Origin of the sequence: Nocardiopsis sp. NPDC058631, from assembly GCF_042716955.1 — a bacterium.
GTDB lineage: Bacteria > Actinomycetota > Actinomycetes > Streptosporangiales > Streptosporangiaceae > Nocardiopsis.
Genome location: NZ_JBHXQY010000112.1, coordinates 1 through 21,085 on the forward strand (window position 1 = coordinate 1; position 21,085 = coordinate 21,085).

Genomic DNA, 21,085 nt, shown 5'->3' on the forward strand with positions numbered 1-21,085 from the left:
CATCATCACCACCCACGGGGACGGGGTGGAGGAGACCCGGGCCGAACTCGAAGCCTCCCCGCGCAGCGCCCGGGCCCGCACTCCTGCCGGAGGGGAGTCGGGCCCGGAGCTGCCCTCACCCGTCCAGGGACGTGACCAGGTTCTCGGTGTGGACGGCGCGAGCGGGCGGGGCGGCCCCCTTCCACTCCATCCGCGACCAGGGCAGCTCCAGGTCCTGCGGGTCGAGGACCTCCCGCGGTGCCAGGTCCTCGATGGCCGCGGCCTCCCCGTGGCGGGCGAAAACCGACTCCACGTACCGGTGGCCGGTGTCCGGGGCCAGGAAGACGACACGGCGCCCCTGGCTCCGCAGGGCCTCCCACCGCGCCACGAGGTGGGCCGCCCCCGTGGAGAGCCCCGCGAACACCGCGTGGCGGCGGAGCAGGTCCACGCTCCCCGCCAGCGCGGCCGCGAACCCGGTCCAGTGGACCGTGTCGTAGAGCGCGTGGTCGACGTTGCCGAAGGGGATGGAGCTGCCGATGCCCGCGATGATGATGTCCCGGTCCTCGACCCCGTCGCCGCCGAAGGTGACGCTGCCGAAGGGCTGGACCCCCACCAGCGCGGTGTCGGGCTTCTTCGACCGCAGGAAACGGGCCAGGGCCCCGGTCGAGACGCCCGTCCCGACCCCGCCCACCAGGGTCAGCGGTTCGCCTCCCATCTCCCCGGCGATCATGTCGGCGGCCTCGCGGTAGCCGAGGGCGTGGACGTCGTCGTGGTACTGGCGCATCCAGTGGAACCCGGGGTTGTCCCGGATCACCTCCCTGACCCGTCTCACCCGCCGGTTCTGGTCGAGCCGGAGGTCGTCGGAGGGCGGCATCTGTTCCAGGGTGGCGCCGAGCACGGCGAGCTGGACGCGCAGGGTCCGGTCGACCGTCGTGGAGCCGATGATGTGGCAGCGCAGCCCGTAGCGGTGGGCGGCCAGGGCCAGGCCGTGGGCGTACATGCCGCTGGAGCTGTCCACGAGGGTGTCGCCCGGACGGACGGCGCCGGTGTCGAGCAGGTGGCGGACCGCCGCCACGGCGGACGCCACCTTCATGGACTCGAAGCGCAGGCACGCCACTCCCCCGCCCAGGTCGATCAGGTCGGGTCTGCCGACGGCCTCGGAGAAGTGCTCGTCCACGGTCATCCCCGTTCTCCCCCGGTGCGCGCCCCTCTCCTGTCCGCGCCGTGGTTCCGGTAGCGGTAGAGGACGGTCGGGTCCGCGCTGAACTGGGAGAACGGGAAGGGTTCGGCCGACAGGGCGCTGACGCCGCGGCCGAGGAACGCGCGGGCGACGGCGGCACCGCTCTGCGCGTAGACCACGAGCGGGATGTCCCGCTCGCGGCACCGCTCCAGGATGCGGTCGAAGGTCCCGTTGCCCAGGGTCATCCCGGTGGCGACGACGGCGTCCGCCTCGGAGAGGACCTCCTCCATGTCCGGGGTGACGGGGTCGCCCCACCGGGTGCTCCGCAGGTTCAGGTCGCAGGGCAGACAGCGTCCTCCCCTGTCGTGGATCGCGGCGACGAGGGGGTTGACCACGCCGATGAGTCCGATCTTGCGGCCGTCGGGTTCGGGGACGAGTCCGGCGACGGCCGCGTCGCGGGCCAGGGCCCGTTCCTCCGGGGTGCCCCCCGGGAGGACGACCTGCTCGGCCCGGGGGTCCTCGGAGTGCGGCGCGGCCTGGCCCAGATAGGCGTCCAGGGCGGCGAGCCGCAGCGGGAGCGGCCCGTCGGCGAGGAGGTCCCGCAGGGGGCCGCCGGAGGCCTCTGCGCAGACCGCGGGGTCGATCTCACCCGGCTCGAAGGCACACGCGCCGAAGGCCCGGCCGACCCTGACCAGGACGTACTGGTTGAGGTAGGTGACCCCCGCGCCTGCGAGCCTGGTGCCGTGGTGGACCCAGAACACGCTGGTGGCCGGGGGCAGGGAGGGGTCGGCCAGCGCCGACCGGAAGAGCGCGTCGAGGTCCCTCATCGGACCACCTCCCGGTCGTGGGTGCCGTTCCCCGCCACGGCGGGTTCGCGGGTCAGGCGGAACAGGTGGGTGAGGACGCCGTCCTCCCAGTCGTGCCTGTGGTGGATCCGGGCCGTGAACCCGGTGCGGGCGGCGTGCCCGATGATGCCGCGCAGGTCGGCGGTGTTGGACACGATGAGGTAGACCTCCCCGCCGGGGGCCAGGAGGTCGCGTTCGGCGATCTGCGAGAAGAAGGCGTCGGTGACCGCGGCCCCCGCGCACACGTTGCGGACCACGTCGGGGTCGCCGCTCACCTGCTGGCTGACGGCCGGGGGGTTGAAGGTGACGACGTCCACCTGGTGGCCCTCGGGGAAGTCCGCGAAGACGTCGGAGACGACCGGGACGAACGCGGGCGCCTCCCCGTCCGGGACGAGCCTGCGGTAGTTGTCCTCGGCGGCACGGACGCTGGCGGCGTGCACGTCCACGGCGTAGACCCGTGCCGCTCCGCGCAGGCCCGCCACCGCGGTCTCGACCCCCAGGCCGACCCCCATCGCGGCGTAGCGCCTGCCCCGTACCCCGATGTCGCCGTCCAGGAGGCGCTGGTGGATCATGCGGCTCGTCTCCCCCGGCAGGAACACCCCGGGTGGGACGGTGAAGTCCCACCCGTTCCAGGTGTAGGTGCGGTGGGTGTTGAGGTCGGCCTTGGGCTGGTTCATGCCGATGATCTGCTCGGCCGGCAGAGGCAGAGGGAGCTGTGCGATCAGGGAGGGGTCCACGCGGGTCCTTTCGACGGCGGAGGATGACGTCTCGGAGAACGGCGGCGGGGCGCCGACACACGCCCCAGGTCGCATCTCGGACACCGGGCCGTCCGCGGCACCACGGGGGTGGCGCCGCAGACGGCTCCGGCGATGACGACTATAGGGGAAATGAAAATCATTGTCAGCAAATGACAGCAATGCAAGTCCAGCGCAAGTGGTTATCATTTTCACTATGATGTGACAACCGCCTCCGACACGCCAGAGAGTGAGAGACCACGGTGCCATCGATGCCGCCGCCGAACCCGACCGCGATCCGCCGTCCACGGGGCAGACCGCTCCTCGACCCGGCCTTCGTCCGCCTGTGGTGCGGAACCACCGCGTCGGGCCTGGCGACCTGGGCTCTGCCGTTCATCCTCGGGCTGGCGGTCCTGGACGGCTCTCTCGGAGCCGTGGGTCTGGGCATGGTCCTGGCCACCCGCACCGCCGGGTTCCTGATCGCCGTGCCCCTCGGCGGGCTGCTCGCCGACCGCCACTCCCGCCGGTCGGTCATCTTGTGGTCGGGGCTCGCGGCGGCCGCCGCCACACCCGTCCTCACCGCGGGACTGGGCACCTCCACCGCCCTCATGGCCGCGGCGGCGGCCGTGGTGGGCGTGGGTCAGGGAGCCTGCCGCCCGGCGTTCCAGGCGCTCACCGCCGAGGTCGTCGCCCCCGAGGGCCGGCAGCAGGCCAACGCCGCCCTCACGTTCTCCGTGCGCGGCGCCACCCTGCTCGCGCCCGGGCTCACCGCGTTGCTGTCGACGGTGACCGGCACCGGCGTCCTGCTCCTGGGCACGGCCGCCCTCTGGCTCGCGGCCGCGCTCCTCCCCCCGGCCGGGACCGCGATCCCGGCCTCGGAACGGGCGCCGCGTGCGGCCTTCCACACGGAGTTCCTCGAAGGGCTCGCCGAGGCCCGCAGGCACCCCTGGTTCGTCGCCGGGCTGGGAGCCCTCACCGTCGTGATCGCCCTGGGCTACTCCTCCACGAGCGTGCTGCTCCCCCTGGCCAGCCGCGACCACTACGGGACGGAGGCGGTCCTGGCCGGGGCGCTCACCGCCTACACGGGCGGCGCACTCCTCGGCGCGGTCCTGGTCTCACGCTGGCGCCCCCGGGCCCAGGGGTGGACGGCCCTGGCCGGGCTGGCCCTCTACGGCCTGGCGCCGCTGAGCCTGGTCCTGCCGGTGGGACCCCTGGTGGTCATGGCCGCGTACGCCGTGGTGGGGGTCGGCGTCGAACTGTTCAACGTCCCGTGGTTCACGGCCGCGCAGCGGGAGGTGGAGCCGGGCAAGCTCGCGCGGGTCTCCTCCCTGGACTTCCTGTTCTCCTACGGGCTCGCCCCGGTGGGCCTGGCCCTGATCGCCCCGGCGGCGCAGGCCTTCGGCGCCGGGCCGGTGCTCCTGGCGTGCGCCCTGCTGTGCGTGGCGGCACCCGCGCTGGCCGCCCTGGCCCCCGGCTCCCGCGAGTTCCGCACGCCCTGAGGCCCCGCGCCCGGGGCGGTCGGCGCCCTTCGGTGACGCCCGTGCGCGGCCCCGGGGCATGGGGCCTCGGGGACATCCGGCCACGGGCACCCGGACCCTGCTCCTCCCAGGCGTGGGCGAGGATGCCCACGGAGCGGGGGCACGGACAGCCCCCGGGCCGGCTCGGCGGGGAACCCCAGGGGCGCGTAGACGACCGCTGTAGCGCGGCCACGTCCATGGGAACGGGCCGCGCACGGGCCCTCCGCCAGGGCGGCCTCCGGTACCCCCGGTCGGTGAATGCGAGGGGCCGTCGCGACGCAGGGCGGTCGACCGGCCCCCGCGGAGAGGTCCGCCACGGACCGGAAGGGGACCTGGCCCGCTGGTGCGGCAGGCCAGGTCCCCGGAAGCCCTTCCCGCTCACGGCCGGGAACACCGGCCCCCGCCCGTGCGTGTGCCGAGAGGGTCCTCGATTCCCCCGCCTCCTACCGCCGGCGGGCCGACGGCTCAGGAACCGGGGCGAACGGACGCGCTCGGTTCACCTCCTCAGGGGGACACGGGGTAGTGGCTGGTGACGGCGACCCGGTTCGAGGCGTTCATGACGACCGCGAGCCAGCTGATGGCGGAGGCCTCCTCGTCCGTGAGGGAGCCGTCGTCCCATGCGCGTCGCTGAGGGACGGGCAGTTCGGTGACCTCCTCGGCCAGGGCGAGGGCCGCGCGTTCGGTGGCGCTGAAGTACTGCGACTCCCACCAGGCGGCCAGGACCGCGAGACGGTCGGTGCTCTCACCCTTGGCGAGAGCGTCACGGGTGTGCATGCGCAGGCAGAAGGCGCAGCCGTTGATTTGCGAGACGCGGATCTTCACCAGCTCGGCCAGAAGGGGATCGATGCCCGCTTGCCGCACGGCGGCGTCGGCCTGTTCGCTGAAGGCGATGAGGCCCTTGTAGGTGGCGGGGTGCTGTTTGCCGAGATTCACGGTTGTCATACTCTTCTTTCACGAAAATGTGTGCCGGGCGGCGGGCCCCGGTCGTCGCGCGGACGGTGGGCCCGCCACCGGATGTGACGAGACAGCCGGGCGGAATGTGAGGTCCCGGATCCGCACGGCTGCGACGAGCCCCGCCCTTCGTCCGTGTGAGCGGCGGACCGGATCGAGGAGGAGCGGATGGGAGTGGGGCAGGCGGGCCCTCACGGTGAGGGGGCGGCTGCCGAGCGGCGCCGCCTGGTCGGTCTGGCCTACCGCATGCTCGGCACCGTCGGCGAGGCCGAGGAGGCGGTGCAGGAGGCCTACCTGCGCTGGTACCGCCTCGGCGAGGCCGAGCGGGCCGCCGTCGCCAACGGCGCCGGCTGGCTGACCCGGGTCACCAGCCGGATCTGCCTCGATGTCCTGGGCAGTGCGCGCGTGCGGCGCGAGCGGTACGTCGGCCCGTGGCTGCCCGAGCCCGTGCCCCAGGGGTCCTTCCCCGGCGGGGTCGGTTCAGCGCCGGGACGGTCCGCCCCGAGGGACCCGCTCGATCAGGTGGTCGAGGACGAGTCGGTCGGTACGGCGCTGCTGGTCGTGATGGAGTCGATGACCCCAGCTGAGCGGGTGGCGTTCATCCTCCACGACGTCTTCGCGATGCCGTTCGCCGAGATCGCCGAGATCGTCGGACGCTCCACCGACGCGACCCGGCAGCTGGCGAGCTCGGCTCGCAGACGTGTGCGCGAGGAACGCGGGCTCCCCCTCGACCGCGCCGCGTACGCACACGTGGTCACCGCCTTCGCCCGGGCGTGCCGGGAGGGGGACCTCGGGGCCCTGGCGGTCTCGCTCGACCCCACCGTGACGCTGCGCTCCGACGGCGGCGGTGCGGTGCGGGCCGCGCTCAACCCCATCACCGGCGCCCCGAAGGTGGCGCGGTTCCTGCTGGGGGTGTTGGACAGGCGGCCCGACGTGCGTCCCGTCCCCCGGATGGCCTCGGGCGGCCCCGTCATCCTTCTGCTGCGGGACGGGGCGGTCACCGGCGTGATCAGCCTCCTGGTCGACGAAGGCCGGATCACCCGCGTCTGGATCCAGTGGAACCCCGCGAAGCTGACGCGCTGGCCGGAGCCAAGCACCTGAACCCACCTGGGCCGGGGACAGCCGCCGGCTAGGGAGTGTTTTTTGGAGGTTTTCGGGTCGGCGAGCGGCCGTCCAGGCGATCTCTCGCAAGACGATGTGCGACGTTCAGCCTGGTTGTGCTTCACGAGCGCAGAGGCGCAGTGAGAGGAAGCCTGGTGGACGCGAGCCCGGAAGGATCCAAAAAAAACACGGCCTAGACGGGCCCGCCCGGTCCTGGCGGGCGCACCGCGCGACGGCGGGCGGATTCCCGGAGCCCTCGCGACACGTGGGGCGGACCCCCGCCGCGAGGAGCCCGACGGAAGCACCTTTGAACCCGACTGGGTGAGCGTCACCGGGAGGATCGACTCGTCCTCGTGGGCCATGGCGTCGACGAGCTCGGGCAGCGCCATCTCCCCCTCTCCGACCGTGGGGGAGGCGTCGGAGCCCTCGAAGTAGCTTCCGAGGAAGGCCGGGGCCATGGCCATGAACACGGCCGCGGCGTAGCCGATGTTGCGGTTCTTGAACGCCTCCAGGTACGTGAACAGCATCGGCGGCATCGTGTGACCGCCCGGTCCGCCCTCGGTGAGGACGTACACCGGCGAGAACGAGTCGAAGTTCCAGATGAAGTTCAGCGACGTGATCGAGGCGACGATCGGGCCCATCCCGCCGGGCCTGGGCCGGGAGCCCCGATCGCGGTGGGGCGGCACCGGCCGAAGGTCGGAGGAGGACCCCTCAGAGGGCACCTTTCCGGACGGCGCCGGCGAGCATCGGCGGTACGCCTGTGGACTCCCTGACGACGAGCCGGGGTCCGACCGGGGTCTCCCGCGGCTCGTCGGCCTTCCCCTCGACGAGCCGCAGCATGATGCGGGCGGCGGCGCGTCCGAGCTCGGCCGAGCCGAGCGACACGCTCGTGAGGCTGGGTTGGAAGATACGGCCCATCTCGGTGTCGTCCATACCCGTCACAGCGACGTCCTCGGGGACGGACAGGCCGAGTTCGCGGGCGGCGAGGATGGTACCGATGGCGAGGAGGTCGTTCGCGGCGACGACGGCGTCGAGGCGGGCGCCGCCGCGGGGTGCGCCGGCGAGGAGACGGTGTGCGGCGGCCACGCCGGCGACGACCGTGAAGTCCTCGGCGAGGGCGACGTCCACCCGCTCCGCGGCGAACCCGGGGGCGGAGACGGCGTCGTCGAAGCCGCGCTTGCGCTCTGCGCCGGGGGAGGTGTCGGGGGGGCCGTTGAGGAAGCCGATCCTGCGGCGGCCGGTCTCCACCAGGTGCCGGACGGCCTGACCGACCCCGGCCGCGGAGTCCGTCGACACCGAGTCGACGCCGTGCGCGCCGAGGGAGCGCCCGATGGCCACCACGGGTACCGGCGCACGCCGGACGGCTCGCACCAGCTCCTCGTCGGTGTGCGGCGGGCTGACGACCATTCCGTCGACGAATCCGCTGCCCAGGCTGCGGACGAGCTCCGTGGCCGACTCGGGGGTGTCGCCCGTGGTCATGACGACGACGCGGTACCCGTGCGGGGCCAGGACCTCGTGGAGGGCGGCCATCATCTTGGCGTGGACGGGGTTGCCGATGTCCGCGACGGCGAAAGCGATCTGGAAGGTCCGCCCCAGTTTCAGCGAGCGGCCGGACACGTCCGGGCTGTAGCCGAGTTCGTCCGCCGCGGCGCGGACGCGTTCGACCATCGCCTCGCTGGCCCCGCTCCCGTGCAGGGCGCGCGAGGTGGAGGCCAGCGAGACCCCGGCCCGTTCCGCCACCTGGATGAGGGTGGCGCGTGATGACGTCATCACGGCTCCAGTCACGCTGTGCCCCGGAAAAACATGGAAAACGTTTCCGGATTCTCCGTGTAATACACCGGACATTTTCTGGAAACGTTTCCGGAAAATACCGTGAGTCAGTTGATCTTGTCAACAAGGAAAGGAGACCCTCCGCGCGCCCCGGAACGGCGAGGGCCGCCGCAGCCCCCGCACCGGGGCTCCGCGACGGCCCGTCACACCGTCGGCTCGGCCGGTCAGTCGGCGCGGGCGACCACGAAGACCGGAATGACCCGGTCGGTCTTGCGCGCGTAGTCGGCGTAGTCGGGGAAGGCGGCGACGGCACGCTCCCACCACTCCTGCCGTTCCGCGCCATCGACCTCGCGCGCACGGGCCGCGAAGGGGACGGGACCGTCCTGGAGCGTGACGGAGTCGGGGTCGTCGCGGAGGTTGTGCACCCACACGGGGTCCTTCGGAGCCCCTCCCTGCGAGCCCACGAGCGCGTACTGCCCCTCGTGCTCGACGCGCATGAGGGCGATCTTGCGGATCTTGCCGCTCTTCCTGCCCCGCATCGACACGATCACGACCGGCAGGCCGGTGTCCCCCAGGGTGTTGCCCTCCGCACCGCCGGTGCGCTCGTACAGGGCGACCTGTTCGCGGACCCACGCGGACGGGCTCGGTTCGTATTCGCCTTCCACAGCCATCTCCCTCTGGGCGTGTCCGCGGCCGGCGGGCGGCCCCGCCCGCCGCGAACGGTCGGTGCTCCGGCACGCGTGACAGCCGCCGCGTCCGGGCACGGCCCGGTCGCGTGCGCCAGCTCCCCGTCGGCGGGAAGGACCGTGCGGCCCCGCCGGAGCACCCACATCGTGACACGGCGGACCCGGGCTCGGCGGCGCACGGCGGGGCCGGTCGCAAGGTTTCACGGAAAGGAACGGTGCAAGCCCCGGCCGTGCCCCAGGACCGGTCGCCCTCCCGCCGCCCGCACGGGGGCCTGTCCCGGACGCGTCGCGCCTGCGCGTCCGGAGCGTTGACGAAGCCTCCGCGGCGGTGACAACGTACCGAGGACCTGCAGGGGACGACCGAACGGAGACCCATCGTGCACGATGACCGGCGGCTGACCGAGGCCCGGCTGCGACGGGTGCTGGGGGAACGCGTGTGGCCCGCGATCTACACCACCTCGGCCCCCCTGGAGGTCGCACGGTGGGACGCCCCCGGGGAGCCGGTCCCCGCGGCGGAGGGGATCGCCGCGGAGTACGCGCCCGCCCGGCCCGGCGACGCCTGGGGGCCGGCCTGGGGGACGACCTGGTTCCGCCTCCGGGGGCACGTGCCCCCGGAGTGGGCCGGGCGGAAGGTGGAGGCCGTCGTCGACCTGGGCTTCGACAACCGTATGCCGGGCTTCCAGTGCGAGGGGCTCGTCCACCTCCCGGACGGCACCGTCGTCAAGGGCCTCAACCCGCGCAACGCCTGGATCCCGGTCGGCGACCCGGCCGGGGCGGAGCAGGCCGTGGAGTTCTACGTGGAGGCCGCGGCCAACCCCGTCATCCTTGAGAGCCCGCCGTTTCAGCCCACCGGGCTGGGCGGGGGTCCGGGGCCGGCGGACGAGCCCCTGTACCGGCTGCTCCGTGCCGACCTGGCGGTCTTCGAGACGCCAGTGTGGGAGCTGGCCATGGACCTGGACGTGGCGGGCGGGGCCATGCACGCCCTGGACACCGGTGATCCGCGCCGCTGGGAGCTCCTGCGCGCCCTGGAGCAGACCCTCGACGCCCTCGACCTCCAGGACGTCCCGGGCACGGCCGAACGCGCGCGCGGGGTGCTGGCCCCGGCCCTGCGCTCCCCCGCGGCCGCGAGCGCCCACCGGGTCTCGGCCGTGGGCCACGCCCACATCGACTCCGCATGGCTGTGGCCCCTGCGGGAGACCGTGCGCAAGGTCGCCCGCACCAGCGCCAACGTCGTCGCGCTCACCGAGGACCACCCGGAGCTTGTCTTCGCGATGTCCCAGGCGCAGCAGTGGGCATGGCTCAAGGAGCACCAGCCGGACGTCTTCGCCCGGGTTCTGCGCGCGTCCGAGGCCGGCCGGTTCGTCCCGGTCGGCGGCATGTGGGTGGAGTCCGACACCAACATGCCCGGCTCCGAGGCGCTGGCCCGGCAGTTCAGCTTCGGCAAGCGGTTCTTCCGCGACGAGCTGGGCGTCGACACCCAGGAGGTGTGGCTGCCGGACTCGTTCGGCTACTCGGCGGCCCTCCCCCAGCTGGTGCGGCTCTCCGGCTCCCGGTGGTTCCTCACACAGAAGATCTCCTGGAGCCAGACCAACACGTTCCCCCACCACACGTTCTGGTGGGAGGGCATCGACGGTACCCGGGTCTTCACGCACTTCCCTCCCGTGGACACCTACAACTCCGAGCTCACCGGTTCGGAGCTGGCGCACGCCTCCGCCAACTTCCGGGACAAGGGGGGCGCGTCACGGTCCCTGGTGCCCTTCGGCCACGGCGACGGCGGCGGGGGCCCCACCCGGGAGATGCTGGCCCGTGCCAGGCGGCTCGGCGACCTGGAAGGGTCTCCCCGGGTGGAGATCGAGCACCCGGCGGAGTTCTTCGCCAAGGCGCACGCGGAGTACCCGGACGCCCCGGTGTGGCTGGGCGAGCTGTACCTGGAGTTCCACCGCGGCACCTACACCAGCCAGGCGGCCACCAAGCAGGGCAACCGCCGGTCCGAGCACCTTCTGCGCGAGGCCGAGCTGTGGGCCGCGACCGCCGCCGTGCGCACCGGCGCCCCCTACCCGTACGAGGAGCTGGACCGGGTCTGGAGGACGGTCCTGCTGAACCAGTTCCACGACATCCTGCCCGGCAGCTCGATCGCGTGGGTCCACCGCGAGGCCGCCCAGGCCTACACGCGGGCGGCCACCGAACTGGAGGGGATCATCGCGGCGGCCCAGGCGGACCTCGCGGGCGTCGGGGGCACCAGCGGCACGCTGGTCTTCAACGCCGCGCCGCACGAACGGGACGGGGTACCCGCGCTCGGGGCGCTCCCCGCCGACCGGGCGGGAACGCCCGGCGCGGCCGCGGCCACCGTCAGCTCCTCGGACGGCGGGCACGTTCTGGACAACGGGCTGCTGACCGTGCGCGTGGACGGCCGTGGGCTCGTCACCTCGCTCCTGGACAGGGTCGCGGGGCGGGAGGTGCTCGCCCCGGACGCGCCGGGCAACCTGCTCCAGGTACACCCGGACCTGCCGAACCAGTGGGACGCCTGGGACGTCGACGCCTTCTACCGCAACACCGTCGTCGACCTCACCGACGTCGACGCGGTCGAGGTGCGGGCCCCCGGGGCCGGGGGCGCCGCAGAGCTGCGCGTGGCGCGTTCGTTCGGCGCGTCCTCCGTCGTCCAGGTCCTGTCGCTGAGCCCCGGCGCGCGGCGCCTGGACGTGGAGACGGTCGTGGACTGGCACGAGCGGGAGAGGTTCCTCAAGGCGGCCTTCCCGGTCGACGTCCGCGCGGACGAGTCCTCGTCGGAGATCCAGTTCGGCCATGTGAAGCGGCCCACGCACTCCAACACCTCCTGGGACGCGGCGAAGTTCGAGATCTGCGCGCACCGGTGGGTGCACGTCGCGGAGCCCGGCTACGGTGTGGCGGTCCTGAACGACTCCACCTACGGCCACGACGTGACCCGCGCGGTCCGCGGGGACGGGGGCACCACGACCACCGTGCGCCTGTCGCTCCTGCGCGCTCCGCGGTTCCCCGACCCGGAGACGGACCAGGGCGAGCACCGCTTCCGCTGTGCGCTGGCCCCGGGGGCGTCGGTGGAGGACGCGGTGCGCGAGGGGTACCGGATCAACCTGCCCGTGCGGGAGGTTCCCGGCGGCGGCGCCGTCGAACCGCTCGTGCGGGTCGACGACCCGGGTGTGGTGGTGGAGTCGGTCAAGCTCGCCGACGACCGGTCCGGCGACGTGGTCGTGCGACTGTACGAGGCGCGCGGCGGGCGGGCGCGGGCGACGGTGGCGACGGGCTTCCCCGTCACCGCGGTGCGCGCGGTGAACCTGCTGGAGGAGGAGTACGCGGACGCGCCCGAACTCGACGTGCGGGCCGCGGCCGACGGCGGCGGGCACGGCTCGGTGGTGTTCGGGCTCCGGCCGTTCCAGATCGTGACGCTGAGGTTCGCCCGGTAGCGCGGCCCGCACACGGTCGGACGGGGTCGCGGCGGCCCCGTCCGACCACCTCCCGGGTGCGGGGACGCGTGGCGCGGTGGAGCCGCCGGTGCGCCCCGGCGGAACGCGTGGAACCGGGCGCGCCCGGGCTGCGGTGTTGTCTAGCCTGACTCACATGCACAGCCAGAGCACCACACCACCCGGCACGCAGACCCTGCGGCGAGGGCTCGACGTCGTCGCCGCCGTGGCCCGGGGGGCGACCGGCCTGCGGGCCGTGTGCGAGAGGACGGGGATCAGCCGGAGCACCGCGCACCGGCTGCTGCAGCTGCTCGTGCAGGAGGGGTACCTGCGCCGGGGCCCCGAGAGCACCTACCTGTTGGGGCCCGCCCTGATCGAGTACGGTTTCCTCGCCCTCCAGCAGAACCCGGTGCCCCTGGTGGCGCGCCCGGTGCTGGAACGCCTCTCCGGGAGGTTCCAGGACACGGTGCACCTGGCCATCCGCGATCACGACGAGGTGCTGTACCTGGACAAGATCGCCAGCCTGCGCGGCGCGGAGACCCGTTCGCGGATCGGTTACCGCATGCCCCTGACCACGACCGGTATCGGCAAGTCCCTGATCCTGGACGAGCAGGAGGACGCCTGGGAGCGGCTCTTCGCCGCCGACGGCGGGGATGGCGGCGCCGGAGGGGAGCGGTCCCTGGACCGGTTCCTGGAGGCGATGCGCCGGTACCGGAGGCTGGGCGCCACGATGGACCTGGAGGAGAACGAGCCGGGTATCCGCTGTGTGGCGGCGCCCATCCGGGACGGAAGCTCCTCGGGGGTGGCCGCGGTCAGTATCTCCGCCACCCGCCCCTACATGCCCATGGAGCGTATGCGCGCCCTGGTCCCGGTCCTGCGCGAGGCCGCCGAGGAGATCTCCGGCCTCCTGGGCTACCCCGCGGCCGGCCCCCGGGACTGAGGCGGGCGGGGGCGCGTCCACCGTGCCGGTGGTGGGCCCTCCCCTCACGCCACCGGCGGGAGGGGCGCTCCCAGCGCCAGCACCACGGGGAACCCGATCAGCGCCCCGACCCGGATCCCGACCTCCACCCGGCTCCTCCCGGTCTGGAAGGCCACCGGTGAGCGCAGCATCCACCACCGCTTGCCGCGCACCGTGAACGGCCAGGCCAGCGGTACCCCCGAGCGGGTCAGCCAGTCCCCCAGCACATGTGTGAGGGTGCCTGCGAACACCACGAGGCCGATGAGCCACGGGGCGGGTCCGTAGCCCTGGACGAGCAGCGTGCACGCGCCGAAGACGGCGGCGGTCCCCAGCGCCACCCGCCTTCGCCGCCGAGCCGTGCCCCACGACCGCCACGAGCGGATCACGGTGCCAAGACCCAGCGCGGACATCGCGAACACCACCAGGGCCGCCCCCGCCGGTACCAGTGCCACCCCCAGCGCGACCAGGGCGAACACCAGGCACGCCGGAACGGTGTGGGTCAGATACCGGTGTCCGCCGTCCTTGGGCGCGGCCAGCTCCCTCGCGGTGGCGGTGCGCAGGTAGACGCGTCTCGACAGTTCGCGCAGTCCGGTCGAGGCCAGCTCCGTGACCCGGCCCAGGGAGCGCCCGGCGCTGGAGCCCGGTTCGTCCAGGTCGGGGAGGAGCGCGGCACCGGCCCCGACCGTGGCGCACATCAGCGCCGCGAGCACGTCGGTGCCGCAGAGCACGGCGACGGCGCCGCCCGCGAGCACGCCGGTCGCGGCGTGCGAGGTACCCATCATCGAGGTCTCCGTAGGGGGTGGGGAGGACTGCCTCCCCGACCCTCTCTCGGACGTGCGACAGTGCGTGCCGCGGGGTCCTGCCCGCGCCCGGCGGCCCGCCCCGCTCCCGGGGCCCCGACGATCCCTCGGCTCCGGGGGCACGCACGTGCGGCGCCGTGGCGCCCCGGTGAAACTCTCAGCGCTCCGCGCCGGCGGGTGCCGGGTCGGCACCGGCGCCCTCGTCCTCCCGCTCGGCGACGCGGGCGGCGTTCAGCACCGCCCCGAGCAGACCCGGCATCCGCACCTCCAGGTCCTCGGTGCGCAGACGGCTCATCCGCGACGTGCCCTCGTAGTACTGGCGGATGATCCCGGCCTCGCGCAGCACACGGAAGTGGTGTGTGGATGTGGACTTGCTCACCGGAAGCGCGAAGGCGGTGCAGGCCATGTCCTCATGGCTGGCGGCCAGGTCGCGCACGATGCGCAGCCGCACCGGGTCCGCCAGGGCGTGCAGGACCGCGTCCACGCGGATTTTCCCGGCCTGCGGGTGCTCCAACCGGCGCCCCGTCCGCCTCACATCTGCCATGTCGCTCACAGGACCGCCTTCCTCGCCGCTCCACCACCCCTAAAGTACGAGATCCATCGTAGTTTGACAAACGTCGTAATACGATGCTTATCGTATGAGGAAGCGGTCCATGTGTGACCGACACCCGACCCCGGTACGACCGGTGTCCCACCCCGCCCCATGGGAAGGACCGACCTGTGAGCACGTTGTTCGCTCCCCTTCAGCTGAGGTCCCTGGAGATCCCCAACCGCGCGTGGATGTCCCCGATGTGCATGTACTCCGCGGACGCCCACGGGCCCGACACGGGCACGCCGACCGGCTTCCACCTGTCGCACCTGGCCGACCGGGCGGCCGGCGGCCTCGGCCTGATCATGGTCGAGGCCACCGCGGTGCGCCCCGACGGCCGGATCAGCCCGTGGGACCTGGGTCTGTGGAACGACACCCAGCAGGAGGCCTTCTCGCGCGTCACCGCCGCCATCCGCGCCCACGGCACCGTCGCCGCCATCCAGCTCGCGCACGCCGGACGCAAGGCCTCGGTCGACAAGCCCTGGCTCGGCAACCGCCCCGTCGCCCCGGCCGACGGCGGGTGGACCACGGTCGGCCCCACCACCGAGCCCTTCCACGACCACCCCGCGCCGAGCGCGCTGACCGCCGAGGAGATCGGGCAGCTCGTCCGCGACTTCGCCGCGGCGGCCGAGCGGGCTCTCGCCGCCGGGTTCCAGGTCGTGGAGGTGCACGGCGCCCACGGCTACCTGATCAACTCCTTCCTCTCCCCGATCGCCAACCAGCGCACCGACGCCTACGGCGGGAGCCCGGAGAACCGCATGCGGTTCCCGCTGGAGGTGGTCGACGCCGTACGGGAGGTCTGGCCCGAGCACCTGCCGGTGCTCTTCCGCACCTCCGCCACGGACTGGCTCTCCGAAAACCAGGACGACGCCCGGGAGGGCTGGACCGGTGAAGACACGGTGCGCCTGGCCAAGGAACTCCAGGCCAGGGGCGTCGACCTGCTGGACGTGTCGACCGGAGGCATGGTCCACGACGCCTCCATCCCCGCCGCGCCCGACTACCAGGTCCCCTTCGCCGAGCAGGTGCGCCAGGAGACCGGCCTGCCCACCGCGGCGGTCGGCCTGATCCTGGAACCCGCCCAGGCCGAGGAGATCGTCGCCTCGGGCCGCGCCGACGCGGTCTTCCTCGGACGGCAGCTCCTGCGCGAGCCCTACTGGGCGCATCGCGCGGCCGAGGAACTGGGCGGGGACTCCCGCTGGCCCGAGCAGTACGGCTACGCGGTCGCCCGCCGGCGCTGAACCCGGTTCCACGGTCCGGCCCGCGGCCCGTGCGGGTCACGGGCCGGGCCGTGGAACCGGCGGGTGCCGGCCGGGTCGGGACACCGCACGCGCGCAGCCGGTGCGGGGAGGACGCGCGCCGCCCGGTCGTCCCCACGCCGGCAGAACCCGTTCACCGCCCCGGCGGCGATCCCCGCCACCACGGGTACTGCCTCGCGTCCCGGGATCACTCGAACTGTTCGTGATGGGTGAGGCGGACCTCTTCGGTGTCCATCGCCGACTGCATCCGACGCAGCACGACGTCGTCGATGCGGCGCTCGTCGCGCAGCCGGATCACGGTGGCGCGCTTGCGTGCCAGCAGGGCCAGGCGCAGGGCGGTGTACTGCTCCTCCCTGCTCCGGATCCGCGCGGCGCCGGGGTCCTCGCGCAGCGTCTCCAGGTGCTCCCGGTACTCCTCCTCAAGACGGGACGCGACGGCCGGGTCGGCGCCCAGGGCGGACGCGGTCCCGGGCAGGGCCTCCAGCGCCTCCTCGACCGCGGTCCTCTGGGCGAACCGCCGCTCCCGCTCCACGTCGGAGTCGTCGGGCAGCCCCGCCCGCGCGATCAGCGGGGGGCAGCAGCCCCTGGACCACCAGAGTCACCAGGATGACCCCGGTGGTGGTGAACACGATGAGGTCGCGCTCGGGGAAGAACGCACCGGAGGAGGTCGTGTCCGGCACCGACAGGGCCACCGCCAGCACGCCGGAGGCCTCCACGCTCTCGGCCAGGAGGAAGGCCGTGAACGGGGTGAGGAGGACGGCGACGGCGCCGGCCGTGGCGATGACCAGCAGGGTGCTCATCACGGCGATACCGGTGAAGTTCTTGCGGATCTCGCGCAGCGCCGAACGCTCCGGGCCGCGGTGGCGCCACCCGGAGCGGCGTCATACCCCCTGGCTACAGTGGCGCCATGCCGACTTTTCGGGACTTCAACTTCAAACTGCTCGTCGCCGACAGGCTCATGTACGACGACGAGACCCTCTCCCCCGCGTTCGACCTCTCCGAGCACCTCAGGGGCCTGGGCATCGCCGAGGCCCCCTACGAGTACGCCTGCAAGGTCGGGAAGGAGTACCAGGTCCTGGACGAGGCCCGCGCGTACTTCGAGGCGCTGGAGATCAGCGAGGACCGGCTCGCCACCGTGGACACGATCCTGTTCGACGGCGGGAACCAGGTGTTCGCGGAGTGCGCGCCGGTCTGGGACGGCGAGGACGACCTGTTCGACGTCCGCTCCCTGGACGACCTCGCCCTGGTGCCGAACCTGCGGACCTTCCAGGGAGCCGAAGACCTCTTCCACGGGCGGCCCGAGATGCTGGAGGTCCTCACCGCCAGGGGCATCGACACCGACTGACGCGGTGACCGGAAGGGCCCGCCGGCCCCGCGCCGGGCGCGGCCGGACCCTCCGGGGCGCGCGCTCCGCCGACCGCGACGGCCAGGTCCGCCCCGAACCCCTCCCGCACACCCCTCCCACCACGGCCCGCCCCCGAGGGGGCGGGCCGTCGGCGTTCCGCCCGGGCGGGACGCCGACACGGCCACCGCCGCGCCCTCCCCGCCCGGCCTGGACGCGACAGGGGCGGAGCCCCGGATCGACCCCGGCGCGACCCGTGTAGAATTCGATAATGAAAATCGTTTTCAAAAGAGGGAGAGGTCTGCCCATGGAGAGGAGAACCCGATGCGCGTGGCACTGATCACCGGCCTGCACCGATCGGCGCGCCGGGCGTCCGTGGACGCCCTGCTCGCCGCCTCGCCCGGATCGGTGGTGGTCCACCACGACCTCGGTGAGATCGGCGAGGGCGTGGTCCACCGGGTCACCAGGGACGGCACCGGCCGAGCCGACCGCAGCGAGGTGCACCTCGTCCACGCCTGCGCCTCCTGCACACTGCGCGAGGACCTCCTGCCGTTCCTCGTCCGGACGGCCCGGAAAGGACTCCACGACCTGTGCGTCGTGGAGGCCTGGGACGGCGTGGAACCGCAGCTGATCGCCGAGGCCGTCGCCGCCGAGCCCTCGCTCACCCTGGCCCTGGTCGCCACCGCCGTGGACGGCGACCTCCTCCTGGACGACCTGACCTGCGCCGACGAGCTGGGCGACCGGGACCTGGACATCGCCCAGGACGACGAGCGCACGGTCACCGAGGTCCTCACCCGCCAGATCGAGTACCCGGCGGTCGTGGCGCTGCACGGCTCCTCCGAGCACGGGGAGGCACGGGCCCTCCTCGAACAGCTCAACCCCGGCGCGGTGGTCGTCCCCGCGGGCGCCTGCCTGGGGGAGCTCGCGCACGGCGTGTTCGACCCGGAGGCGGCCAACGTCCGGCTGAATCCGGTCTGGGCCCAGTACGGCGACCGCGCGGACGGCCGGGTCACCACCGTCACGTGGACGCGCACACGCCCGCTGCACCCCCAACGCCTGGCCGACGCCCTGGACACCGTCGTGTCCCTGGGCCTGCGCGGCCGGGGGCGCTTCTGGCTCGCCAGCCGGCCGGACAGCCTCCTCGTCTGGGACTCCCACAACGAACTCCTCATGGTGGAGAACGGCGGCCCGTGGCTGGACGCCCTGCCCGGAGCCGCACTGGACCTGGTGTCCGAGACACGCCGCGCCTCCGCGCTCCTGGACTGGGAGCCGGACGTCGGCGACCGCCGCCAGCACCTCGCCTTCACCGGGATCGACCTGGACGGCGACGCCCTCGTCCAGATCCTCGACTCCTGCCTGGTCACCGACGAGGAGACCGGCCAGGAGCACACGACCGACCCCTTCGCCGAGTTCTCGGAGAGGTAACCATGCCCGACCGCACCGAACGCCGAACGACCAGGCGCGGCCCCGCCCGCACCTTCGCCAACCCGCTGGGCGAGCAGAACCACGTCGACTACAAGGACGTCGCCCTGCTCCGCACGTTCGTCTCCGACAAGGGCAAGATCCGCAGTCGCCGGGTCACCCGGGTCACCGCGCGCCAGCAGAGGCTGGTGGCCGCCGCGATCGCGAACGCGCGGGAGATGGCCCTGCTCCCCTACCCCTCCAACACCCGCGCCGGAAGGCCTTGAACCGGGCCCCGGCGACCGCACCACCACGATGAGAGGACCCACCATGTCCCGTGTATGCCAGGTGACGGGCAAGGCGCCCGCCTTCGGCAACGCCGTCTCCCACTCCCACCGGCGCACCAGGCGCAGGTTCGACCCCAACATCCAGTCCAAGCGCTACTGGCTGCCCGGCGAGCGGCGCTTCGTCACGCTCAGGGTGAGCACGAAGGGCATGAAGGTCATCGACGTACGGGGCATCGAACGCGTGGTCGCCGACATCCGCGCCCGGGGAGGCAGGGTCTGACATGGCCAAGAAGAGCAAGATCGCCCGCAACGAGCAGCGCAGGGCCGTCGTCGCCCGCTACGCCGAGCGCAGGGCCGAACTCACACGCCTGATCAAGAGCCCGCACACCGGGAGCCAGGAGCGCGCGGCGGCCTCGGCCGAACTCAGGCGCCAGCCCCGCGACGCCAGCGCCACCCGGGTCCGCAACCGGGACTCCGTCGACGGTCGGCCCCGGGGCCACCTGAGGCGCTTCGGCCTGTCCCGCATCCGCTTCCGGGAGATGGCCCACCGGGGAGAGCTGCCGGGCGTCACCAAGTCCAGCTGGTAGGCGCGCCCTCCGACGGGCGCAGCGGAAGCGCCGGGCGCTTCCGCTGCGCACCCGTGCTCCGGCCACCGGCGGGAGGACACCAGACCCGCCCCGCGGCCGGGAACCGGGGCGCCCTCGCGGACGACCACGCAGGAAGGAGAACTTCCCCCGCACCGGGCACGGCGTCCCGGTGCGTCACCGTGAGGAGAACGAGCACGTGGAACACCAACCCGACGCGTCGGCAGCGGACCGGACCCGCCCAGGACGCCGCGGCGCCTGGGCCGCGTTGCGCCCCCTGGTCCTGCGCCTGCACTTCTACGCCGGGGTGTTCGTCGCCCCCTTCCTCCTGGTCGCCGCCGTCTCGGGGCTGCTGTACGTGTGGACACCGCAGATCGAGCAGGCGGTGTACGCGGAGCAGTTGTACGTCGAACCGGGCGGTGCCGCCCTGCCGCTGCACGAACAGGTGCGCGTCGCACGCGCGGAGCTGCCCGGCGCCGAACTCGACGCGGTCCGCCCGGCCACCGGGGAGCGCGACTCCACCCGGGTCCTCTTCGACCTGCCGGGGCTGGCGGAGAGCCACCGGATGACGGTGTTCGTCGACCCCTACGACAACGAGGTCCTCGGGGTGATGGAGACCTACGGCACCAGCGGCGCCCTGCCCGCCCGGACCTGGGTCGACATGCTGCACCGCAACCTGCACCTGGGGGACGCGGGCCGCCTGTACAGCGAGCTCGCCGCGAGCTGGCTGTGGGCGGTCGCCCTGGGCGGCGCCGCCCTGTGGGTGTCGGCGGCCCTGCGGCGCCGCAGGGCCGCCCTCCGACTGCTGGTCCCCGGTGCGGGCACCTTCGCGGGGCGTTCCCGGTCGGTGTCCGTGCACGGGGCGACCGGGCTGTGGTTGCTGGCGGGTCTGCTGTTCCTGTCGGCCACCGGCCTGACCTGGTCCCAGTACTCGGGGGCGAACATCTCCGATCTGCGCGAACGCCTGGCCTGGTCCACTCCCGCCGTCTCCACCGAGGCACCGAACACCGCACCCGGGGTGGACATCGGCATCGACACGGTGCTGGCGAGCGCCCGGGAGGCCGGGTTGGACGGGCTCGTCGAGGTCTCCGTTCCACGGGACCCCGCCGCCCCCTACACGGTCTCCCAGATCGACCGCTCCTGGCCGACCGGTGTCGACTCGGCCGCCGTCGCCGCCGACACCGGCGAGGTCGTCGACGTCGTCCGCTTCGCCGACTACCCGCTGATGGCCAAGCTCAGCCGGTGGGGTATCGACGCCCACATGGGTGTGCTGTTCGGCGTGCCCAACCAGATCGTCCTGACCGCCCTCGCCCTGGGGCTGGTCGCCGTCGTGGTGTGGGGGTACCGCATGTGGTGGCAGCGCAGGCCGACGCGGGCACGCGCCCTGGGCGTGGGACGCCCGTACCCGCGCGGCGCCTTCCGTGCCCTGTCGTGGCCGTGGAGGGTCGCGGTGATCGGCGTGCTGGCCGCGGCCGGGTGGGCCGTGCCGCTGCTCGGGGCCTCCCTCGTGGTCTTCCTCGCGGTGGACGCGCTCACGGGATGGCGCGGGCGCCGCCGTGCCGGCGCGGCGGGCGGACCTCCCGCGACGGCGCAGGCGGGGAGCGCCCCGGTCGCGGGGACGCGCTCCCTGTGAACCGCGGGCCCCGCGTGGCCGTCCCCGTCCGGGAG

General features: G+C 73.4%; 20 protein-coding genes. 11 read left to right on the top strand and 9 right to left on the bottom strand.

The features are described 5' to 3' along the window. Positions 1-115: 115 nt before the first annotated feature. From ACFWTE_RS26055 to ACFWTE_RS26065, 3 genes are read right to left on the bottom strand one after another with little or no spacing between them, the layout of a single operon-like run. Entirely contained in the window at positions 116-1,156 is a 1,041-nt protein-coding gene (locus ACFWTE_RS26055; protein WP_378782567.1) for a pyridoxal-phosphate dependent enzyme, read from the bottom strand. Between the two features lie 2 nt (positions 1,157-1,158). After that, positions 1,159-1,986, bottom strand: a complete 828-nt coding sequence (locus ACFWTE_RS26060) for a Rossmann-like domain-containing protein (protein WP_378782548.1) — start codon at positions 1,984-1,986, stop codon at positions 1,159-1,161. Then, positions 1,983-2,741 carry a methyltransferase gene (locus ACFWTE_RS26065; RefSeq protein ID WP_378782549.1) on the bottom strand — a complete coding sequence of 253 codons (759 nt, stop codon included), beginning with the start codon at positions 2,739-2,741 and terminating at the stop codon, positions 1,983-1,985. The genes ACFWTE_RS26060 and ACFWTE_RS26065 overlap by 4 nt, the downstream gene beginning before the upstream one ends. Before the next feature lie 269 nt (positions 2,742-3,010). Between ACFWTE_RS26065 and ACFWTE_RS26070 the strand changes: the two genes are divergently transcribed. Further along, positions 3,011-4,237, top strand: coding sequence for an MFS transporter (locus ACFWTE_RS26070; protein ID WP_378782550.1), 1,227 nt, complete (start codon positions 3,011-3,013; stop codon positions 4,235-4,237). A gap of 522 nt (positions 4,238-4,759) precedes the next feature. On the opposite strand, the gene ACFWTE_RS26075 is transcribed toward ACFWTE_RS26070, so the two are convergent. Continuing rightward, a complete protein-coding gene (locus tag ACFWTE_RS26075; protein WP_378782551.1) occupies positions 4,760-5,197 on the bottom strand; it encodes a carboxymuconolactone decarboxylase family protein in 438 nt (145 codons plus the stop codon). A gap of 177 nt (positions 5,198-5,374) precedes the next feature. On the opposite strand from ACFWTE_RS26075, the gene sigJ reads away from it, so the two are divergent. Continuing rightward, positions 5,375-6,307, top strand: a complete 933-nt coding sequence (gene sigJ / locus ACFWTE_RS26080; RefSeq protein ID WP_378782552.1) for an RNA polymerase sigma factor SigJ — start codon at positions 5,375-5,377, stop codon at positions 6,305-6,307. Positions 6,308-7,018: 711 nt separating this feature from the next. Here the strand turns inward: sigJ and ACFWTE_RS26085 are convergent. Then, a complete protein-coding gene (locus ACFWTE_RS26085; RefSeq protein WP_378782553.1) occupies positions 7,019-8,077 on the bottom strand; it encodes a LacI family DNA-binding transcriptional regulator in 1,059 nt (352 codons plus the stop codon). Positions 8,078-8,301: 224 nt separating this feature from the next. Beyond that, positions 8,302-8,748 (bottom strand): nitroreductase family deazaflavin-dependent oxidoreductase, encoded by a 447-nt coding sequence (locus tag ACFWTE_RS26090; RefSeq protein WP_378782554.1) that lies wholly within the window; start codon positions 8,746-8,748, stop codon positions 8,302-8,304. Positions 8,749-9,140: 392 nt separating this feature from the next. Here ACFWTE_RS26090 and ACFWTE_RS26095 point away from each other — a divergent pair, with 392 nt between their 5' ends. Further along, positions 9,141-12,203, top strand: coding sequence for an alpha-mannosidase (locus ACFWTE_RS26095; RefSeq protein WP_378782555.1), 3,063 nt, complete (start codon positions 9,141-9,143; stop codon positions 12,201-12,203). A gap of 154 nt (positions 12,204-12,357) precedes the next feature. Further along, on the top strand, positions 12,358-13,140 hold the full coding sequence (locus ACFWTE_RS26100; protein WP_378782556.1) for an IclR family transcriptional regulator: 783 nt from the start codon (positions 12,358-12,360) through the stop codon (positions 13,138-13,140). Between the two features lie 44 nt (positions 13,141-13,184). Here the strand turns inward: ACFWTE_RS26100 and ACFWTE_RS26105 are convergent, their stop codons facing one another. Continuing rightward, a complete protein-coding gene (locus ACFWTE_RS26105; RefSeq protein WP_378782557.1) occupies positions 13,185-13,940 on the bottom strand; it encodes a metal-dependent hydrolase in 756 nt (251 codons plus the stop codon). Positions 13,941-14,115: 175 nt separating this feature from the next. Next, positions 14,116-14,502 carry an ArsR/SmtB family transcription factor gene (locus ACFWTE_RS26110; protein ID WP_378782558.1) on the bottom strand — a complete coding sequence of 129 codons (387 nt, stop codon included), beginning with the start codon at positions 14,500-14,502 and terminating at the stop codon, positions 14,116-14,118. 176 nt (positions 14,503-14,678) lie between these two features. On the opposite strand from ACFWTE_RS26110, the gene ACFWTE_RS26115 reads away from it, so the two are divergent. Next, entirely contained in the window at positions 14,679-15,785 is a 1,107-nt protein-coding gene (locus ACFWTE_RS26115; protein ID WP_378782559.1) for an NADH:flavin oxidoreductase/NADH oxidase, read from the top strand. A gap of 205 nt (positions 15,786-15,990) precedes the next feature. Here the strand turns inward: ACFWTE_RS26115 and ACFWTE_RS26120 are convergent, their stop codons facing one another. Continuing rightward, a complete protein-coding gene (locus ACFWTE_RS26120; protein WP_378782560.1) occupies positions 15,991-16,335 on the bottom strand; it encodes a hypothetical protein in 345 nt (114 codons plus the stop codon). Between the two features lie 375 nt (positions 16,336-16,710). Between ACFWTE_RS26120 and ACFWTE_RS26125 the strand changes: the two genes are divergently transcribed. From ACFWTE_RS26125 to ACFWTE_RS26150, 6 genes are all read left to right on the top strand, one after another. Then, positions 16,711-17,148, top strand: a complete 438-nt coding sequence (locus ACFWTE_RS26125; RefSeq protein ID WP_378782561.1) for a DUF6892 domain-containing protein — start codon at positions 16,711-16,713, stop codon at positions 17,146-17,148. Positions 17,149-17,469: 321 nt separating this feature from the next. Beyond that, entirely contained in the window at positions 17,470-18,570 is a 1,101-nt protein-coding gene (locus ACFWTE_RS26130; protein WP_378782562.1) for a GTP-binding protein, read from the top strand. Between the two features lie 2 nt (positions 18,571-18,572). Next, positions 18,573-18,833, top strand: coding sequence for a 30S ribosomal protein S18 (gene rpsR / locus ACFWTE_RS26135; RefSeq protein WP_378782563.1), 261 nt, complete (start codon positions 18,573-18,575; stop codon positions 18,831-18,833). Between the two features lie 43 nt (positions 18,834-18,876). After that, a complete protein-coding gene (gene rpmB, locus ACFWTE_RS26140; protein WP_378782564.1) occupies positions 18,877-19,113 on the top strand; it encodes a 50S ribosomal protein L28 in 237 nt (78 codons plus the stop codon). A 1-nt stretch (position 19,114) separates the two neighbouring features. Continuing rightward, a complete protein-coding gene (gene rpsN, locus ACFWTE_RS26145; RefSeq protein WP_378782565.1) occupies positions 19,115-19,420 on the top strand; it encodes a 30S ribosomal protein S14 in 306 nt (101 codons plus the stop codon). 196 nt (positions 19,421-19,616) lie between these two features. Further along, complete coding sequence (locus tag ACFWTE_RS26150) at positions 19,617-21,050, top strand: PepSY-associated TM helix domain-containing protein (RefSeq protein WP_378782566.1); 1,434 nt, start codon at positions 19,617-19,619, stop codon at positions 21,048-21,050. The last annotated feature ends 35 nt before the right edge of the window (positions 21,051-21,085 follow it).

What these genes read in the sequence shown, in the direction of transcription:
- rpsN (WP_378782565.1), top strand. Translation starts at nt 19,115, where the DNA reads ATGGCCAAGAAGAGCAAGATCGCCCGCAACGAGCAGCGCAGGGCCGTC.
- ACFWTE_RS26110 (WP_378782558.1), bottom strand. Translation starts at nt 14,502, where the DNA reads ATGGCAGATGTGAGGCGGACGGGGCGCCGGTTGGAGCACCCGCAGGCC.
- ACFWTE_RS26130 (WP_378782562.1), top strand. Translation starts at nt 17,470, where the DNA reads ATGCGCGTGGCACTGATCACCGGCCTGCACCGATCGGCGCGCCGGGCG.
- ACFWTE_RS26070 (WP_378782550.1), top strand. Translation starts at nt 3,011, where the DNA reads ATGCCGCCGCCGAACCCGACCGCGATCCGCCGTCCACGGGGCAGACCG.
- ACFWTE_RS26060 (WP_378782548.1), bottom strand. Translation starts at nt 1,986, where the DNA reads ATGAGGGACCTCGACGCGCTCTTCCGGTCGGCGCTGGCCGACCCCTCC.
- ACFWTE_RS26125 (WP_378782561.1), top strand. Translation starts at nt 16,711, where the DNA reads ATGCCGACTTTTCGGGACTTCAACTTCAAACTGCTCGTCGCCGACAGG.
- rpsR (WP_378782563.1), top strand. Translation starts at nt 18,573, where the DNA reads ATGCCCGACCGCACCGAACGCCGAACGACCAGGCGCGGCCCCGCCCGC.
- ACFWTE_RS26090 (WP_378782554.1), bottom strand. Translation starts at nt 8,748, where the DNA reads ATGGCTGTGGAAGGCGAATACGAACCGAGCCCGTCCGCGTGGGTCCGC.
- rpmB (WP_378782564.1), top strand. Translation starts at nt 18,877, where the DNA reads ATGTCCCGTGTATGCCAGGTGACGGGCAAGGCGCCCGCCTTCGGCAAC.
- ACFWTE_RS26100 (WP_378782556.1), top strand. Translation starts at nt 12,358, where the DNA reads ATGCACAGCCAGAGCACCACACCACCCGGCACGCAGACCCTGCGGCGA.
- ACFWTE_RS26105 (WP_378782557.1), bottom strand. Translation starts at nt 13,940, where the DNA reads ATGATGGGTACCTCGCACGCCGCGACCGGCGTGCTCGCGGGCGGCGCC.
- ACFWTE_RS26085 (WP_378782553.1), bottom strand. Translation starts at nt 8,077, where the DNA reads ATGACGTCATCACGCGCCACCCTCATCCAGGTGGCGGAACGGGCCGGG.
- sigJ (WP_378782552.1), top strand. Translation starts at nt 5,375, where the DNA reads ATGGGAGTGGGGCAGGCGGGCCCTCACGGTGAGGGGGCGGCTGCCGAG.
- ACFWTE_RS26075 (WP_378782551.1), bottom strand. Translation starts at nt 5,197, where the DNA reads ATGACAACCGTGAATCTCGGCAAACAGCACCCCGCCACCTACAAGGGC.